15 protein-coding genes are annotated in these 14,970 nt (G+C 59.0%); 4 read left to right on the top strand and 11 right to left on the bottom strand.

The genetic code is table 11. From position 1 onward, the window contains the following. The first annotated feature begins 306 nt into the window (after positions 1–306). A complete protein-coding gene (locus GV819_RS28770) occupies positions 307–1,560 on the top strand; it encodes a reverse transcriptase domain-containing protein (RefSeq protein ID WP_161759415.1) in 1,254 nt (417 codons plus the stop codon). A 466-nt stretch (positions 1,561–2,026) separates the two neighbouring features. Here GV819_RS28770 and GV819_RS28775 read toward each other — a convergent pair whose 3' ends face one another. The 3 genes from GV819_RS28775 to GV819_RS28785 form a co-directional block, all read right to left on the bottom strand. Then, positions 2,027–3,004 carry a GIY-YIG nuclease family protein gene (locus tag GV819_RS28775; RefSeq protein ID WP_161759416.1) on the bottom strand — a complete coding sequence of 326 codons (978 nt, stop codon included), beginning with the start codon at positions 3,002–3,004 and terminating at the stop codon, positions 2,027–2,029. A gap of 255 nt (positions 3,005–3,259) precedes the next feature. Beyond that, complete coding sequence (locus GV819_RS28780; RefSeq protein ID WP_161759417.1) at positions 3,260–3,550, bottom strand: DUF1330 domain-containing protein; 291 nt, start codon at positions 3,548–3,550, stop codon at positions 3,260–3,262. Between the two features lie 47 nt (positions 3,551–3,597). Then, the gene (locus GV819_RS28785) at positions 3,598–4,281 is read right to left on the bottom strand and encodes an NAD(P)H-dependent oxidoreductase (protein ID WP_161759418.1); all 684 of its coding nucleotides are present in this window, start codon (positions 4,279–4,281) and stop codon (positions 3,598–3,600) included. Positions 4,282–4,496: 215 nt separating this feature from the next. On the opposite strand from GV819_RS28785, the gene GV819_RS28790 reads away from it, so the two are divergent. Continuing rightward, positions 4,497–5,393, top strand: coding sequence for a LysR substrate-binding domain-containing protein (locus tag GV819_RS28790; RefSeq protein WP_256667649.1), 897 nt, complete (start codon positions 4,497–4,499; stop codon positions 5,391–5,393). A 64-nt stretch (positions 5,394–5,457) separates the two neighbouring features. On the opposite strand, the gene GV819_RS28795 is transcribed toward GV819_RS28790, so the two are convergent. The 3 genes from GV819_RS28795 to GV819_RS28805 form a co-directional block, all read right to left on the bottom strand. After that, entirely contained in the window at positions 5,458–5,742 is a 285-nt protein-coding gene (locus GV819_RS28795) for a bacteriocin immunity protein (RefSeq protein WP_178125161.1), read from the bottom strand. Between the two features lie 155 nt (positions 5,743–5,897). Next, positions 5,898–6,578, bottom strand: a complete 681-nt coding sequence (locus GV819_RS28800; protein ID WP_161759420.1) for an HD domain-containing protein — start codon at positions 6,576–6,578, stop codon at positions 5,898–5,900. Then, positions 6,575–7,183 carry a TetR/AcrR family transcriptional regulator gene (locus tag GV819_RS28805; protein WP_161759421.1) on the bottom strand — a complete coding sequence of 203 codons (609 nt, stop codon included), beginning with the start codon at positions 7,181–7,183 and terminating at the stop codon, positions 6,575–6,577. The genes GV819_RS28800 and GV819_RS28805 overlap by 4 nt, the downstream gene beginning before the upstream one ends. A 104-nt stretch (positions 7,184–7,287) precedes the next feature. On the opposite strand from GV819_RS28805, the gene GV819_RS28810 reads away from it, so the two are divergent. Continuing rightward, entirely contained in the window at positions 7,288–8,808 is a 1,521-nt protein-coding gene (locus GV819_RS28810; protein WP_161759422.1) for a 2OG-Fe(II) oxygenase, read from the top strand. A 134-nt stretch (positions 8,809–8,942) separates the two neighbouring features. On the opposite strand, the gene GV819_RS28815 is transcribed toward GV819_RS28810, so the two are convergent. Beyond that, positions 8,943–9,302, bottom strand: coding sequence for a hypothetical protein (locus tag GV819_RS28815; protein ID WP_161759423.1), 360 nt, complete (start codon positions 9,300–9,302; stop codon positions 8,943–8,945). 262 nt (positions 9,303–9,564) lie between these two features. Here GV819_RS28815 and GV819_RS28820 point away from each other — a divergent pair, with 262 nt between their 5' ends. Next, positions 9,565–10,101 (top strand): hypothetical protein, encoded by a 537-nt coding sequence (locus GV819_RS28820; RefSeq protein ID WP_161759424.1) that lies wholly within the window; start codon positions 9,565–9,567, stop codon positions 10,099–10,101. A 64-nt stretch (positions 10,102–10,165) separates the two neighbouring features. On the opposite strand, the gene GV819_RS28825 is transcribed toward GV819_RS28820, so the two are convergent. The 4 genes from GV819_RS28825 to GV819_RS28840 all read right to left on the bottom strand — a co-directional run bounded on the left by GV819_RS28825 (position 10,166) and on the right by GV819_RS28840 (position 14,909). Beyond that, a complete protein-coding gene (locus GV819_RS28825; protein ID WP_161759425.1) occupies positions 10,166–11,101 on the bottom strand; it encodes a PoNe immunity protein domain-containing protein in 936 nt (311 codons plus the stop codon). A 190-nt stretch (positions 11,102–11,291) separates the two neighbouring features. After that, positions 11,292–11,840 carry a cupin domain-containing protein gene (locus GV819_RS28830; RefSeq protein WP_161759426.1) on the bottom strand — a complete coding sequence of 183 codons (549 nt, stop codon included), beginning with the start codon at positions 11,838–11,840 and terminating at the stop codon, positions 11,292–11,294. A gap of 241 nt (positions 11,841–12,081) precedes the next feature. Next, on the bottom strand, positions 12,082–13,362 hold the full coding sequence (locus tag GV819_RS28835; RefSeq protein ID WP_161759427.1) for an NAD(P)/FAD-dependent oxidoreductase: 1,281 nt from the start codon (positions 13,360–13,362) through the stop codon (positions 12,082–12,084). A gap of 56 nt (positions 13,363–13,418) precedes the next feature. Further along, on the bottom strand, positions 13,419–14,909 hold the full coding sequence (locus GV819_RS28840; RefSeq protein ID WP_161759428.1) for an aldehyde dehydrogenase: 1,491 nt from the start codon (positions 14,907–14,909) through the stop codon (positions 13,419–13,421). Positions 14,910–14,970: the final 61 nt, after the last annotated feature.

A 14,970-nucleotide genomic window follows, 5' to 3' on the forward strand; every position in this document is an offset into this window, starting at 1 on the left:
GCTACGATTTATCGTGTTTTGACGGAATCTTTAGGGGTAATCATGCGTTTATGCAAAAACGTGCCAGCTTGGCGCTCGCCGCATCACAGAGTTTCGTGACTGCGATCAGCCTCGCCTGCTTGCTGGTGCAGCCGCCTCACAGCACTGAACCAAGTTTGACAGACGCCAGCCATCTCTCTTCGGAGGTTGCTGTCCGGGTCGCGACCAAGATCGCCGTTAAGGCTTCGCGGTCTCCCGAAGGTTGAAGGTCCCCTGTAGCAGTTGGGTGAGAGTTCACTGGTGTCTCCCAACAAACAAGGAGTTTTTGTGGCCTCGTCGCTTTACCGTAGGATCTATAGCGGGGATTCGTTGTATTCGGCGTGGAGGAAGGTCAAAGAAAGCGCCTTTTCTTCATCATCCGAAACTATCCGAAACGAAGCCAAGGATTTCGAGAGCCAACTCCCCCGGTCGCTTTCCGACATCCAGCGCGCGCTATCCAAGAAGACCTTTACCTTCCAAAAGCAGACCGGCGTGGCAAAAACCAAAGCCAACGGAAATTCTCGCCCGATTGTGCTTTCACCTATACCCAACCGGATCGTCCAGCGGGCTCTACTCGACGCCTTATCCCGTATTAAGTTCGTGAAAGAAGCGCTGGCTACCCCTACGAGCTACGGAGGCATAAAAGATAAACGGGTCTCGATGGCGATAGCCGACGCCAAAGCAGCCATTGCCAAAGGAGCCGCCTTCCATATCAGGTCAGATATCGCCGAGTTCTTCACTAGAATTGACAAGGCCCGTGTGATGACACTCGTGGCCCCTCACATCATATGCCCTGACACGATTGCATTATTCCGAGCAGCGATCACCACAGACCTTGCGAATATTGACGTGCTTCGACGACAGGGTCTGGATGAGATCTTCCCCATCGGGATGGAGGGTGTAGCTCAAGGATCTCCACTATCCCCACTCATAGCCAATTTGTACCTGCATGACTTTGACAGGGACATGAACGATGGTGAGGTCACTTGTCTTCGGTACATCGATGACTTCCTGATCCTCGGGAAGGACATGGGCTGTGTGGATCGTGCTTTTAGCAAAGCACAGACTGAGCTCAAAAAGCTCTCACTTGAAGCATACCGGCCGTTAGCAACAAGCGACAAAGCTTCAAGGGGCCTTACAGCTAAAGGATTCGATTTCTTGGGCTGCTTCGTTTCGGCAGGATTGGTCCAGCCATCTACAGCTACGAGGGAGCGATTCAAGAAACGGATCAAATCCGATTTAGACGCATCGATACGTATGATGAAATTCAGTGTCGAAGCTGGAGATATATCCCCAAAGGGGTCCTACTCTGGCGCGCTACAGAATCTCGACCGAGTAATCCTGGGTTGGGGAAAAGCCTTTTCCTTTTGCAGCAGTGGTCAGTGGATAAAGAGCTTGGATGACTACATCACAAGTGCATTGGCGCAGTATGAAGTAGAGAAAGCGAATCTCTTTCAAAAAACAAATGGCACGGCCCAGCGTAGGATGTTGGGGGTAAGGCTGCTTGCAGCGGTCCACTCGGAGCGCAGAGAAACGGAGTGACCGCTTTTGCCTCAATGCGTCTTTATGATTCTACAGACGCCATGCTGGGTTTCTTCATCAGTAACGAAAGCAGGTGGCATTACTTTTTTACTATGTGCTCATAAACTAGCCCATAGAGCTTCTGCGCTAGGGATTCGTCGTAGGCGATTCTAAAGCCGGTGACGGCCATCCCCTGGCTGCTCCAGACACCACCGTCAGATGTATCGGTGTAGATCCACCAGATCGAATGGCCCCTCACCACAGCAAACCAATTCGAGTAGCCAGAAGGAAGACTCTCTTGCAGTAAGGGTGTTGCCTGCCTCTCCTTTGCCTCTGCCCAGGTGCGCCACCTACTGACCTTCTCACCAGTCTGAGCTATGTGCTTTTGAATACTGCTGCGCGTGTGCATCAGACCCTTTCCCTACGTTGTTCAAACATTCAGATTGAGGTTCTAGATACCAGATCGAGTGACCTTCAATTGACTCCGCTACCGGCACCGGGCATTCGATAAGGCGCCAATTACATTTTCGATCGCACGCTTGCTTTGGTGATCGTCTGATGAAGGGGTCAAAAAAAGGCCGTGGGGAAAAATTGCGCTGATCCATTCTCCAGGAATGCGTTGTAGCTGATTGAACCATTCGAATTCCTCTCGGAAAACCTCATAGATAATTTCATCCGTTTCAGAGAGTGAATCGTCACGCAAGTGGGCACGGGGCAATTCGACTTTGGAGATTGTTCCCTCCGGCCAGGTCATTTGGCTGAAGCTACTCATTATCGAACCGCCACCACGTGGGTAATCGTAGTGCGTCGATAGTGGCTTCAGCCCCCACAACAAAGCGCCTGACGGCAGTGGTACTGTATCGGCAAGCATCAGGTACGATCCCATGCTTGTATCGCAGATTCCGACGATGTTGCCGTTCTGTTTTTGGCGCTCCAGCTCTTGGGCTATCTTCGGATGAACTACCTTCAGGCTGGCTCGGAGGCCTTCCAGCTGTGTGCGTCGGAACGCAATGAGTTCCGCCTCACGCTCAATACGACGTGCCTCCTTTTCCATTTTAAGTTGCTCGCGAGCAACATCAGCTTGTGAAGGCTGAAGCTGCCTTTCGAGCAGCGCGGCTAGCTCCACTCCACTGACCATTACGTGTGGATGCAGATCCTGGTTGTCCTTCAAATATTGCAGCAAGCGCGGCAAGCAACTGGTGCTGAACCATTCGCTTGCGCCGTCTGCGCTTCCTCCACTCGCGACCACTTCGAGAGGGTCAACGCTAGCGAGGCGGAAGGTGCGGTGTAAGATTTTTTCTAAGGTATACGCATCGGTTTCAGATGCTAGGCGAAGGCCAAGTGACTGATGAAAATCAATCGACTCCCACCGAAAACTCCGCGCTCTAGCGAGAATTCTGTTCGCTTTGCCAATCTTGAATCTAGGGTGTTTTAGGTCTCGCAGAATGTAAACGTGGGACGTCAAGTGCTGATCCTCAAGACTAGATTTCCACCGTCCGCTTTTGGCCGATAGCTGCCCCTCACGAACGGCTACTACCGGCCAACAGCGGTCTTTAGCAATTGGCTGCCTGCGACCCACTTCGATCCTTCATTGCAACACCTGAGTCAGTCAGAATGGGTCGGTTGCTGCCTGTTACCACCAGCGGCTTTCAATCAACCAGCGACAGTTAAGTTGCGCTCGTCGCCCAGGGAAGCCACCCTCCGTCGGCCCGCTCTGCTATTACGCCAAATCGCCTTCAATAATGATCATTTCGCGCTTGTAAGCGCTTAACGCAAACAGTCTCGCTTCAGCGTAGGCAGGATCTATATTGCAGGCTTGGGCCTGTTCGTAGCTGGGAAACTCGACGGCAAGTACCCGCTTGCTGGTCAAGGCCTCCACCAGCACTCCAGGTTGCAGAAGCCTGACCTTTGCTCCATACCTTTCGCTGATAGGCGCCCACAGTCGGTTGTATTCCTGCTGTGCATTCGCATCGATGACATCCGAGCCGAAGATGATCCAATAGCCTTTCACTTGATTGCCCCATATGCAGATTTGCGCTCTTTTGTTTGTTGCGCCTATTAGGCCTTTTCATCCTGAGGATGCTGCTGTGCAAAGCATGAAGCCGACTCCACCTGAGTCTGACCAGCGCGAGGGTTCCACTGGACGCCGGAGCGGGCGATGACACCCGGTTTGAGCTGCTGATGCTCGTCGTAGTCTCGACGAGGGTGGAAGAACAGCGGTTGCAGATCGTCCAGCCGAGACAGCCGTTCGGCATATTCCTGCAGGTACTGTTCACGTTGCTGTTGGCTGACTCGGGCAGGCATCCATGCGGCATAAGGCGGCAGCACGGTGAAGCCGGTGTAGGCCAGGATTCCGTTATGGATGGGCCAGAGGATGTGGTGGAGGTCGCCATCAATACCGTTGGGCTGGTACAGGGAACTGGCGGTGCCCGTAGTCAGACTGAGCATGGCGCGTTTGCCCACGAGGTGTCCGGTTTCATATTTGCGCCCGGATGAGTAGGCAAAGCCACGGCTGAAGACCCGGTCGACCCAGCCTTTGAGCACGGCGGGCATGGAAAACCACCACATCGGAAACTGCAAAATCACCAAGTCAGCCCATTCGACTTTGGCTTGTTCGCGCTCGACCGCCCTGCAAATCGATGCCGTGGCCTGGGCATGTTCTTGTTCCGTTGATGGATCAAAATAGTCGGCGTCGGCGCGATCAGCAAAATCATCTGGTTGAAGCGCTGCGCTCCAACCCATGGCGTAAAGGTCGCTGACCTGTACGTCATGCCCCTGCTCTGTGAGTCTGCGTCATGGCTCCATTGAATGACCGCGGCTCGGGATGAGCGTGGATGATCAGAATATTCATGTCTTGGCACCTGCATAGTTGGTACGACTGATGAGGTGATTGTTCTGACGTGGCCAAAGCGGTACAAATCATCTGTTTTAACGCTATGAAAGAGAAAAACTACACCATGCGATCCGATACTCCGCTCAAGGCCATCGCTTGCTTCGATGCCGTCATGCAGACAGGTAGCGCGGTGCTGGCGGCTCAACAACTGTTTGTCACGCCGGGAGCGGTGGGCCAGCAGATTCGCAAGTTGGAAGAGTGGCTAGGCGTCCCACTGTTCGTACGTACCGTGCGCAAATTGCAGCCGACCGAAGAAGCGTCGCACTACTGGGAACAGATCAAGCCGGCGCTACAACAGATCGACGAAGCTAACGCCGCTGTACAGGGGCGCAGCGCATCTCAGGTGCGACTCAGCTTGCCACCCGCGTTCGCCAACACTTGGTTCGCGAGGCGCATGCCCTCCCTGACCGGTAGCCATCCTGGCTTGAAGCTTCACCTGAGTGCCTCGGCCGAGACGGTGGACGTTCACTCCCGAACCTACGATCTGGCGGTGCGGTATTTCGACGGCCAAGACGACAATCTGGATGTCCAGTTGCTGCTGCGTGACGAGGTCAGAGTCTATTGCAGCCCTGCCTACCGCGAGCGCCTGCAACTGATAAGGCTGGATGACATGGTGCGTGCGACTCTGCTCTTCACCACCTCTCACTCAAATTGGTCGCGATGGCTGGGGCAAGTCGGTCTGTCCTTTGACGGCATGACCAGCGACCTGCGTTTCGACCAGTCGGAAATGGCCATCGACGCTGCCCGGCGCGGGCAGGGTCTGGTACTGACCAGCCCTTGGCTGGTGGAAGATGATGTAGAGCGCGGAAGCTTGGTGCAGCTGTTTCCGTACACGCTGTGGACCGGGAAAGGTTACTACCTGGTCAGCAGTAATGATCGGCCTCTGGGTGCGGTAGCAAGGCAGTTGCGTGATTGGCTGATCAAAGCTGCACAGAGTAGCGACGGTGATGGCCTGCAGTGACCGAATGGCAGTTACTGGCCATCTTTCACCCTGAGTGCGTCTCTTGATGTGGGTGACGCTGCAATCAGTCGTTCTTGAATCCCGGCAGCCCCTGGGCCTTGCGCCATTGCTTCACTGTCCTGGTGACACCCTCGGCGGAGTTATCGGCGCCGGGTTCAGGGTGGAAAATCAGGTCGTAGCCATCTGGATGGCCTGCGAGCCTACTGAACGTCTCAAGCAACTCACCTAGCTCGTGCCCCGTCCCGCCCTTGTTGACGAGCCGTATGTTGTTGACGAAGGAAATGAATTCGGCTTCGGTAAAGTCAGAGGTTTCTTCCACGTTGTGCCTGTTTTCTCGGGTGAAGGTCAATGGGATTTCGTGGGGGGGGTTACCCTGGAGCTTGCTGCGTCGTACACCGCCCCAGCCTGTGCAATGCGTTCGCCAGGGTGCCTGAACAGCCCCGGCGTTGTAGAGCGCTTCTGCGCCGATTTGCACCGATCACCCAGGCAATTGCGGCCAGCCCCTCAGCCGAGGCGGTCGATGGCGCGTGCAAGATTTGCGCGTGCCTGCTGTTCGAATGCATCGAAGTATGGGGCAGTCGCATAGATGCGCCCGCGTGCCAGGAAACCCTCCAGGACCTGGCGCCGCTTTCGTCGGTAGACAAACAGCGGCACATATCGGTACTCGCGGCGGACTTGCCGGTCGTATTCCTCGAACCGCTCAGCCGATGCCCCAAGGATCGCCAGATCCGTATCCACCAACACTGCCTCGTCTGCCGACGCTGGAGCGCCGTCGTGCCGCGTCACCATGATCAGGCCGTGCAGTCTGCGTCGCACCTCATCGCCCAGGCCGTTATCCCGGGCCACGTCGTCCAGCCATTGCGCACTGCGCCGTTCGTTGTCGCTGCGAAGGGGGTCGTATAGGGCGTCATGGAACCAGAGTGCGAGATCGACTTCAGCCGGGGCGTGACAGGCCGCGTTGATCAGTCGACGCACCCGCAGGCATTCATCCAAATGCTGGCAGTTGTGGTACGCACGGTGCGGCTCGCAGTAGTGTCGAATGAGCTCTGCGTATGTTTCTTGCGGCGGGCATTCGACTCCAAGCTCCGCCCAGACGCGAGCCCAGGCGGTGCAACCCAAACCATCAGGAACCTTGGGCACGCTGGTGGAGAATGGGGTGCTGCCCCCTTGCGCTGATTCCGTCATCGCTCCTGCTCCCCATCGATGTAACGCTCCACCCAGGCGCTCAAGGTCGGTGCGGCGAAGGCCTCCGGCAGCAGCGGCCGCGCCGTGGTGGACAGCGTGAACGCCCCCTGGATAAAACAGGTAATGCCAGCCACGAGCGAGTCGAGCCGCCGGACGCGGCGTCCACGTTCGGCGAATCGCTGCCGGAGCAGGCCTTTGAGGAGTTTCATCTGCGCCGCTAGCACAGCCTGATAGATCTCGCGCACGTCAGGGTCGTGCGCCGACTGTTCGCCGATCATCACCCACGCGGCAACCGCATCGGGTTGCGCGTCCGAGCCGTAGGCAAGGTGTGCGGCAATGTAGGCCTGCAGCCTTTGCTCGGCCGTTTGGGCCGTAGCAGCCCGGGACTCGTAGCGCTGGTGGGCGTAGCCGGCCAGCGAGTTGACCAGGGCCACCAGGATCTCGCGCTTGTCCTTGAAGTGGTAATGCACAAGGCCGGGAGCGAGCTCCGCGTGCCGGGCAATGGCTGCGATGGTGGCGCCGGCGTAGCCGGTCCTGGCCATGACGGCCTGGAGTGCCGCCACGATCTGGCCGCGCCTTTCATCGGTGTTCGAACGGCGTGCCATGTGATCCTCCAATATTGGTCATGCGACCAGCCTAGCATTGACATCGGCTTCGCTACACCCTAGCTTGCCAAATGTTGGTCAATAGACCAACTTTGGAGATCACCATGAAATCCTTCGCTGAAATACTGGCGGCGAGAGCCAACGCTCCCTCGGTCACGGTCGAGCGGCCTCTGGGTGACGCTGTGCGGTGCATCCTCGTACACGGGTTTCTCTCGGCAAGCGAGTGCGAAGCCTTGGTGGAAGCTGCGGAAAAACTCGGGTTCGCCAACGCTGGGTCCGACTACCCGCCCTCCTACCGTGACAACGACCGGATCGTGGCCGACGACCCAGCCCTGGCCGGGCGACTTTTCGAACGTTTGACCCACTGCGCCTCACGGGCACCGGGACTCGGTGCGATGCTGGACGAGGACCGCTGGCGCATGGTCGGTGTCAATGAGCGGTTGCGCTTTTGCCGCTACCGGCCCGGCACCCAGTTCCGCGCCCACCAGGACGGAGTGCACCATCGCCAGCACACACAGTCACGCCTGACCTTCATGATCTATCTCAACGACGATGCCTTCAGCGGCGGCGAGACGCTGTTCTTCGAGGGAAGGTCCGCGGCCATGTCGGGCCGCAATGCCAGCCTCTGCCTGCGGCCGCGCAAGGGCAGCCTGATCGTGTTCGACCACGCGCTGTGGCACGCGGGCGCCCTAGTGGACTCTGGCCAAAAATACGTCCTGCGCAGTGACCTGATGTACGAGCCACAGCATCCCCCGCAGGCCGACGGCCCCTTCCAGCCTGGCCACAAAGGATACATCTGGGCGCTGGCCAGCCTTGGAGAGATGGGCTTTGCAAGCGCTGGGCGCGACGCAACCATCCGGCTTTGGGACCACGAGGGCGAGTGCCTGGGCCAGCTCGACGGCCACACACAGTCGATCCTGGGCCTGGTGGAGACGGCGCCTGGCGAGCTGGTGTCGTACTCGCGAGACCGCACGATCCGATGCTGGTCCCTGGCGACCGGGACGTCAACGCTGGTCGGCACCTCGGACTCGGCCGTACTGTCCTGTGCACGGCTGGACTGTGGCCGTCTCGTCACCGGGACCGCCGACGGCCGCGTGACACTCTGGAACCTGACCTCGGGCGCAGCGGACAGGCGCCAGGCTCACGACAGTTGGATCTGGGCCATCGCGCCCTCGGGCGACGGCGGTTTCGCCACCGCATCGGAGGACGCAACGGTCAAGCTGTGGCAACCCGAAGAGCGGGACTTCCTGCACATGATCGATCTGGGCCGCCCCCTGAGGACACTGGCCAGCTGGATCGACGCCGATGGCAGCGTCACCTTGGCTGCGGGTGATCTTGACGGCACGGTGCACCTGCTAGCCACCGGCCCGAGGCTGGCGCTCATGGAGAGCTTTGCCGCTCATGACGGGTCTGTCCGGCGCGTGCGATTCGAGGCGCGGCACGTGCTGCTGACATGCGGCGAGGATGGACTCGTTAGCCGGTGGAATCTGTCATCACGCCAGGGGGCGATCATCGGGTCGCACGACAACTTTGCAACCGATGTGCTCCCCACCGGGTCCGGTCGCTGGATCAGTTGTGGATATGACGGCCGAATCATGGTGCATGGCGACCCGGCTCCGCGTTGAGGTGGGCAGCGGCATCCCGGCCACCTGCGTATCGGCCGGGTCCGCTTTCGGCCAGAAACGGTCAATGCATGAACTTGGCGCTCGCGAACCGGCAAACCGAAACGCCTGCGGTGTCCGCGCTCTCGAAAAAAGAATCAGTTGTCCAAGCACTTCAACAACAGGGTCAATACCCAATCTTCTTGCGAGGCCAATGCCGCGCTGATCTCCTCGCATCTCCCATTCAGAGACAGCAGGTCGCCAGCCAGCATTTCTCCGCTGGACATGCACATATCCAAAGCAATACTAAAAACCCCGTTACCTACCGGCTTGCTCTCAAAAACAAGCTCAACCTCTTTAGGGAAAATGGTCACGTAGACGAAGAGCATTTCATTGGCGTATGTGTAATGGCCATGGTTTCTTCTGAGTAAACCACTCTGGTTTTTCGAAGCCTTCTCATAAACCTTATCTAGAAACCTTTGAAGGATGAACAAAAGCTCTGGCTTTTCAGTGCTCATTGGGCTCCCTTGCGAGCATGGACTTCAACACGCCATTCTAACCAACAACGACGGTGCCCCAGCGGCACGATACGCAGGGACAGCCATCTGCGGGTCATTACGTCGCCTTTTTCGTTTTTCAACAACTCAACCGGGGTTACGCAGGATCAGCCTGCCCCAAGGTTCCACCTTGCCTTTCTGCGCCTTTGGCCAACAGGTCGCTGGTATGATCTGCGTCCGGAGCCGCCTGCTGGAGGCGGTGTGTTTGAGCACAGGAAGTCCCATGAAAAGAATGCTGTTCGGTGTGTGCCTGCTATCACTGGCCGGTTGTGTGAGCTCGCCCGATACTACCTTCACCCAGGCCACCCCAGGTTGCAAAGCGTTCACCTCTGAGGTCAATGGGAAACCAGTCGCTACGCAGTTCTGCATCAAAACCATCGCTTTCAAACCATCACAATACCGAGTCACTGTTAACGACCAGGTGCTGTTCACCGGTACTGACTACCAACGCGTCGCCTTTACCAAAACCATTAAGGAAGGTCCGGCCAAGGGCACATGCAAGGAGCTGATCGAGTTGCAGGGCTCCGGCTCGAAGACAGTGCCATTGAGCGAGTTGCCCACCGAATTGGTGGCAGGCTGCCGGATTACGGCAGACGCGGCCGGTAACTCCCAAGCCTTCAGCAAAGACGACGCCTGCGACAAGGTGTTCTACAAGTCGCTGGCGCCGTTGCTGGGCAAGGTGATGCCGGTTGAAGTGGCCCGCCAATGCACCGTGATGGTGAGTGAGCAGACCGTGTTTGACCAACGCTTCAACTTTTAGAAAAAGGCACTGGGGCAGAGGGATAGATTTACTTTCTCTGCTCTAGCCGATACCCGTCTCCCCTCTACCCCTGCGCCACCCAATACCAGATCGTTTCACCGTCAAACTCAGGCATCACGTCCTCCTCTTCAAAATAGCGCCGCGACTCTGGCTCCACTGGGGTGAACCAATAACCGGCCTTGTTGCAGCATTGTCCCGCCGCTACCGGCGCTACATGTTTCGGGTGACTCGGCTGAAGGTTTCTCGCATAGGCCACCAGATCCCTGGGGTAAACCCTGTGCTCGACCCTGCTGTCATCAATGCCATACAGAAAGGCGATAGCCGCCGCCTCGAACGCCCAGTATCCGCAGTAGCTGCCCTCGTCTCCTTGCAGGTGGCTGTCGTGCCAGGGCGCCTGCTCTAACGCGGGGTACCAGTCGTTACAGTACTGCTGCAGGAGCTCGCTGGCCTCGACCGGGTCGTCCGCGTAGATGGCCTGTATCAGCGGTGTGTAGACGTCGTGGTACCAGTCGTCCACATCGCTGCGCTCGGGCAGCAGTTTGCTCAGCAGGTCTTCGTAGAGGGTGTCGTCCCCTGCGTAGCCCGCCGGGTCGATCAGGGCCACGAAGCGTTTGAGCAGGTCGGCGCGATGTAGCAGGATGCACAGGCTGAACACTTGGACACACTCTTCATACTGGTCAAGCCAGTCGTCGATCGCCAAGGGGGTGATGTTCGGAATCTGCTCGTAGTGGGCCAACTGTTTTTGCAGTTGTTCGTAACTGTCCACCAGGGTTTCCAGCAAGGGAATCAGCAGGTCGATGCTGTTGCCGGCGGTGTAGCGGATGAGGATTTCCTTGAAGATCAACTTCTGGAAATGCCGGGCCCTGAGGGACTTTTCCTGCTCCTCGGAATCGGCCTGGAAGCTGTTCTCGGCAAAGAACTCCACGCTGCGGCGGTAATTGCTGAAGAAGTTTTTGAAGCGCGCTTCGCTCAGGAATGCTTGTCTGCGGTCCTTGATCATTGATCTTCCTTGTCTGAACGACACCCGCCCCAAGCCCTGCCCGACCGCGCTGTAACAACAATAACTTGGCAACCTTGGCAGTCAGTGCCTGCATCAAAAACAAAGCCCGCGGCTCAGCAGGCGCAGGCTTGAATACGGCGACAGCAGGACTGGCATTCAACAGGTAATGCTGAATCGGTCAGCAACCCACTTAGAAGTTCGCCGGGGTGTTGGCGCTGATGATCTCCGCCTCATCCTGGCCAATATTGCGAAAGCTATGGGGCAAGGTGGTCGGGAAGTAATACCCGTCCCCTGGATTGAGCACGCTCACTTGCCCATCCACCGTCAACTCCACGGTGCCGCGGGTCACCAGGCCGCACTCCTCGCCTTCCGCATGCACAATCGCTTCCTCGCCAGAGCTGGCGCCCGGTGCGTATTGCTCGCGCAGAAAGCGCATCTGCCGGTTGGCCACGGGGGCACCCACCATCAACAGGCGCAGGCCATCACGGCCCAGGTCCGGCTGTTCATTGGCGCGGAAGATGTACTGATGCTCACGAGGCGGCTGGTCGAAGGTGAAGAAGTCAGCCAAGGACATGGGGATGCTTTCCAGCAGCTTTTTCAGCGAGCTGACGGAGGGGCTGACGCGATTCTGTTCGATCAGGGAGATGGTGGCATTGGTCACGCCACTACGACGGGCCAGCTCGCGCTGGGACAGTTTGTAGCTTTCGCGAACGAGTTTGAGTCGAGTGCCCGTGTCCATAACAGCCTTATGTGAGAGGAACTTAAGGGTATTTTGTGGCGGTTGGGTCGCGATCATCGCGATTTGGCTGCCCCTGGAACCTGAAACGGCGGCTATTTAAACATGTTTAACACCGCGGCTGTAAGGACTGCCGATGGCTGTATTGCAACACCGCTGCAGGCCAGGCCCCGCGCGGCCTGGGCAGTGCTTTACAGGGTAAAAGCCCGCGCAAGCACGGGCCAGAGCCGAAGCAGCGTCGAGGTCAGATGCCGAAGCGGTCACGCAAGGCGTAGTACGCCGCGCCCATGGCGGTCAGCGGCACCTGGAAGGTGCGGCCACCGAGCATCGGCATGTGTGGCAGGGAGGCGAAGGCGTCGAAGCGCTCGGCGTCGCCGCGGATCATTTCGGCAATCAGTTTGCCGGCCAGGTGCGAGCAGGTGACGCCGTGGCCGCTGTAGCCTTGCATGTAGTAGGCGTTCTTTTCGATACGGCCGAATTGCGGCATGCGCGACATGGTCAGCAGGAAGTTGCCGGTCCAGCGGTAGTCGATCTTCACGTCCTTGAGCTGGGGGAAGGTCTTGAGGATCTTCGGCCGGATCAGTTGTTCGATATCGTCCGGTTCACGGGCGCCATAGACCACGCCACCGCCGTACAGCAGGCGGTTGTCGCCGGTGATGCGGAAGTAGTCCAGCAGGTAGTTGCAGTCTTCCACGCAGTAGTTGTTGCTGATCAGGCTGCGGGCCAGCTGTTCCGGCAGTTGTTCGGTGACCACGATCTGCGAGCCGCAGGGCATGCTTTTGCGGGTAACCCGTGGGTCCAGGTCTTGCTGCAGGTAGGCGTTGCCGGCGATCAGCAGGTATTTGGCGCGGACTACGCCTTTGGCGGTGCGAATCACGTTGGGTTCGCCGTAGGTGATTTCCAGCGCCGCCGATTGTTCGAAGATCTTGCCGCCCAGGCCAATGATGGCGCTGGCTTCACCCAAGGCCAGGTTCAGCGGGTGGATGTGCCCGCCTTGCATGTCCAGCAGGCCGCCGATGTAGTTCTGGGTGCCGACTTCGCGGCCGATCTGCGCCTTGTCGAGCATCTGCAGGTTGTTGTTACCCAAGCGCTCCCAGTTGCGCTTCTGTTCGGCCAGGCCCTTGAGCTGCTTGTTGTTCAGGGCCGCGAAGATGCCGCCGGGGCGATAGTCGCACTGGATGTCGTAGTGCTGGATGCGCTGGCGGATGATGTCGGCGCCTTCGAAGATCATGCTGCCGAGCACTTCAGCGCTTTTTTCGCCATAGCGCTCTTCGATCACGTCGACGTCGCGGCTGTAGGAGTTGACCAGTTGCCCGCCATTGCGGCCGCTGGCGCCGAAGCCGACCTTGGCCGCTTCGAGCACAGTGACGCTGTAGCCGGCTTCGGCCAGGAACAATGCCGAGGACAGGCCCGTGTAGCCGGCGCCAATCACACAGACGTCGCATTCCACCAGCTCTTCCAGCATGGGGAAGTCAGTGGTGGGGTTGCGGGTTTCGGCGTAGTAGCTGTTCACGTAGTTTTGCATGAGAAATTCTCCAGCAAGTGCGGGTCGTATCGCCCGCCCCGCTGTTCTTATAAGAGTTAGAGCTTGATCCAGGTCGCTTTGAGCTCAGTGTATTTGTCGAAGGCATGCAACGACTTGTCGCGGCCATTGCCGGACTGTTTGAAGCCGCCGAACGGCGCGGTCATGTCGCCGCCGTCGTACTGGTTGACCCACACGCTGCCAGCGCGCAGGCCCCGGGCGAAGCGGTGGGCGCGGCTGAGGTTGCTGGTCCAGACCCCGGCCGCCAAGCCGAAGATGCTGTCGTTGGCAATCTGCAGCGCTTGTTCCTCGGTGTCGAAGCTGATGACCGCAAGCACCGGGCCGAAGATTTCTTCCCGGGCGATGGCCATGGCGTTGGTCACGCCGTCGAAAATCGTCGGCTCGACATACAGGCCGCCGGTGCTTTCCAGGGTGCGTGCACCGCCGGCCAGCAGTTGCCCGCCCTGCTCCTTGCCGATTTCGATGTAGCGCAGCACGTTGTCCAGCTGGCGTTGGTCCACCACCGCGCCGACCCGGGTTTCAGGGTCGAGGGCGTGGCCGGGCTTCCAGGCCTTGAGGGCTTCCACCAGCAGCGGAATAAACTGCTCGTGGATCGAGCGTTGCACCAGCAGGCGCGAGCCGGCAGTGCAGACTTCGCCCTGGTTGAAAGCGATCGCCGCGGCCGCGGCTTCGGCCGCTTCGCGCAGGTCCGGGGCGTCGGCGAATACCACGTTGGGGCTCTTGCCCCCCGCTTCCAGCCACACCCGCTTCAGGTTGCTTTCGCCGGCGTACACCAGCAGTTGCTTGCCCACGGCGGTGGAGCCGGTAAAGGCCAGCACGTCCACGTCCATGTGCAGGGCCAGGGCCTTGCCGACGGTGTGGCCATAGCCCGGCAGGACGTTGAACACGCCCTGGGGGATGCCGGCGTCCAGGGCCAGCTGGGCGATACGGATCGCCGTCAGCGGCGACTTTTCCGACGGTTTGAGAATGAACGAGTTGCCCGCCGCCAGGGCCGGGGCAAATTTCCAGCTGGCCATGATCAGCGGGAAGTTCCACGGCACGATGGCCGCCACTACACCAGACGGTTCGCGGGTCACCAGGCCCAGTTGATCCTCGGGGGTGGCCGCGACTTCGTCGTAGATCTTGTCGATGGCTTCGGCGTTCCAGCGGATCGCGTTGGCCGTGGCGGGAATGTCGATGGCCATGGAGTCGCCGATCGGCTTGCCCATGTCCAGGGTTTCCAGGAGCGCCAGTTCTTCCTGGTGCTCAAGGATCAGCTCGGAGAAACGGATCAGGATGCGCTTGCGCTCGGCTGGGGCCTGGCGCGACCAGACGCCGGACTCGAAGGCCCGCCGCGCCACCTGCACGGCGAGGTCGGCATCGGCCGCATCGGTGCTGGCGACGTTGGCCAGGAAGCGCCCGTCCACCGGGCTCAGGCATTCAAAAGTGGCGCCGCTGGCAGCGGTGCAGTACTGGCCGTCGATAAACGCCCGGCCTTCGAGGGTAAGGGACTGGAAGCGCTGCTCCCAGTCGCTGCGGGTTTTGCTCATGCTGTCGACTCCACGCAGGACTAGGCCCGGTACGAACACGGCCGGCACCGGGTTAAAAACC

The sequence above is a fragment of the Pseudomonas sp. Fl5BN2 genome (assembly GCF_009908205.1).
Classification (GTDB): domain Bacteria; phylum Pseudomonadota; class Gammaproteobacteria; order Pseudomonadales; family Pseudomonadaceae; genus Aquipseudomonas.

What these genes read in the sequence shown, in the direction of transcription:
- GV819_RS28785 (WP_161759418.1), bottom strand. Translation starts at nt 4,281, where the DNA reads ATGGGTTGGAGCGCAGCGCTTCAACCAGATGATTTTGCTGATCGCGCC.
- GV819_RS28810 (WP_161759422.1), top strand. Translation starts at nt 7,288, where the DNA reads ATGAAATCCTTCGCTGAAATACTGGCGGCGAGAGCCAACGCTCCCTCG.
- GV819_RS28835 (WP_161759427.1), bottom strand. Translation starts at nt 13,362, where the DNA reads ATGCAAAACTACGTGAACAGCTACTACGCCGAAACCCGCAACCCCACC.
- GV819_RS28825 (WP_161759425.1), bottom strand. Translation starts at nt 11,101, where the DNA reads ATGATCAAGGACCGCAGACAAGCATTCCTGAGCGAAGCGCGCTTCAAA.
- GV819_RS28830 (WP_161759426.1), bottom strand. Translation starts at nt 11,840, where the DNA reads ATGGACACGGGCACTCGACTCAAACTCGTTCGCGAAAGCTACAAACTG.
- GV819_RS28820 (WP_161759424.1), top strand. Translation starts at nt 9,565, where the DNA reads ATGAAAAGAATGCTGTTCGGTGTGTGCCTGCTATCACTGGCCGGTTGT.
- GV819_RS28840 (WP_161759428.1), bottom strand. Translation starts at nt 14,909, where the DNA reads ATGAGCAAAACCCGCAGCGACTGGGAGCAGCGCTTCCAGTCCCTTACC.
- GV819_RS28790 (WP_256667649.1), top strand. Translation starts at nt 4,497, where the DNA reads ATGCGATCCGATACTCCGCTCAAGGCCATCGCTTGCTTCGATGCCGTC.
- GV819_RS28805 (WP_161759421.1), bottom strand. Translation starts at nt 7,183, where the DNA reads ATGGCACGCCGTTCGAACACCGATGAAAGGCGCGGCCAGATCGTGGCG.
- GV819_RS28800 (WP_161759420.1), bottom strand. Translation starts at nt 6,578, where the DNA reads ATGACGGAATCAGCGCAAGGGGGCAGCACCCCATTCTCCACCAGCGTG.
- GV819_RS28815 (WP_161759423.1), bottom strand. Translation starts at nt 9,302, where the DNA reads ATGAGCACTGAAAAGCCAGAGCTTTTGTTCATCCTTCAAAGGTTTCTA.